The organism is Spirabiliibacterium mucosae (assembly GCF_014884965.1).
GTDB lineage: Bacteria > Pseudomonadota > Gammaproteobacteria > Enterobacterales > Pasteurellaceae > Spirabiliibacterium > Spirabiliibacterium mucosae.
This window is the reverse complement of record NZ_JABTBO010000063.1, coordinates 1-726: the sequence shown is the minus strand read 5'-3', so window position 1 is coordinate 726 and position 726 is coordinate 1. Positions and strand designations below refer to the sequence as shown.

Genomic DNA, 726 nt, shown 5'->3' with positions numbered 1-726 from the left:
TTGAGATTTAAATTTTGAAAACATAAAGTGCGGTCGCTAAGTTGGTTTAAAAGTGTGGTTAAAGCCATTTAAAAGTGCGGTTTTAAGGTGATTTCATATTTCTGTGGGTGTTGCCTGTGCTTGATTTAAAACTTATCTTTGCATAGTTGCACTGTGCAGTTAGGGTGTTTTATAGTAGGGGGAAATAATTAGGAGATGGTGATTATGGTGGTTAAACGACGCAAGCCCGCGACGGTGGGGGAGGTTTTGCAAGAGGAGTTTCTTTTGCCGTTGGATCTTAAGATTGGGGATTTGGCGGAGGTGCTTGATGTGCATCGTAACACGGCGAGCAGTTTGGTGAATGATGCTTCTCGGTTGAGCCTTGAGATGGCGGTGAAGTTGGCGAAGGCGTTTGGCACGAGTGCGGAATTTTGGCTTCGTCATCACTACCTTTGGTGATCTGTTTTCTTTCATAACTCCGTCATCGCGCTACGGTTTCGCCGTTGGCGACCCGATTTCTTTGCTCGCCCAAAGAAATCGGGGAAAGAAAGGGCGTTGCCATTTTTAAGGAAATCTCGCTTGTTGGGAATTTCTACGTCGCATTTGATGCAGGCGCTCAAATGCTTCCTTGAAATTTACCCAACCGCTCCATTTCCGCGCGAAAAATGGCGGGATCGAACTACTAACGCTCCGTGTTTTGTAGATCAAAAAGTGCGGTGACCGCACTTTCCATTTTTGAGAAACGAG

General features: G+C 45.7%; 1 pseudogene. It reads left to right on the top strand.

Annotated elements, in window-relative coordinates:
* Positions 1-204 precede the first annotated feature (204 nt).
* A pseudogene (locus HPC37_RS10800) lies at positions 205-417 on the top strand (HigA family addiction module antitoxin); the annotation flags it as partial.
* Between the last annotated feature and the right edge of the window lie 309 nt (positions 418-726).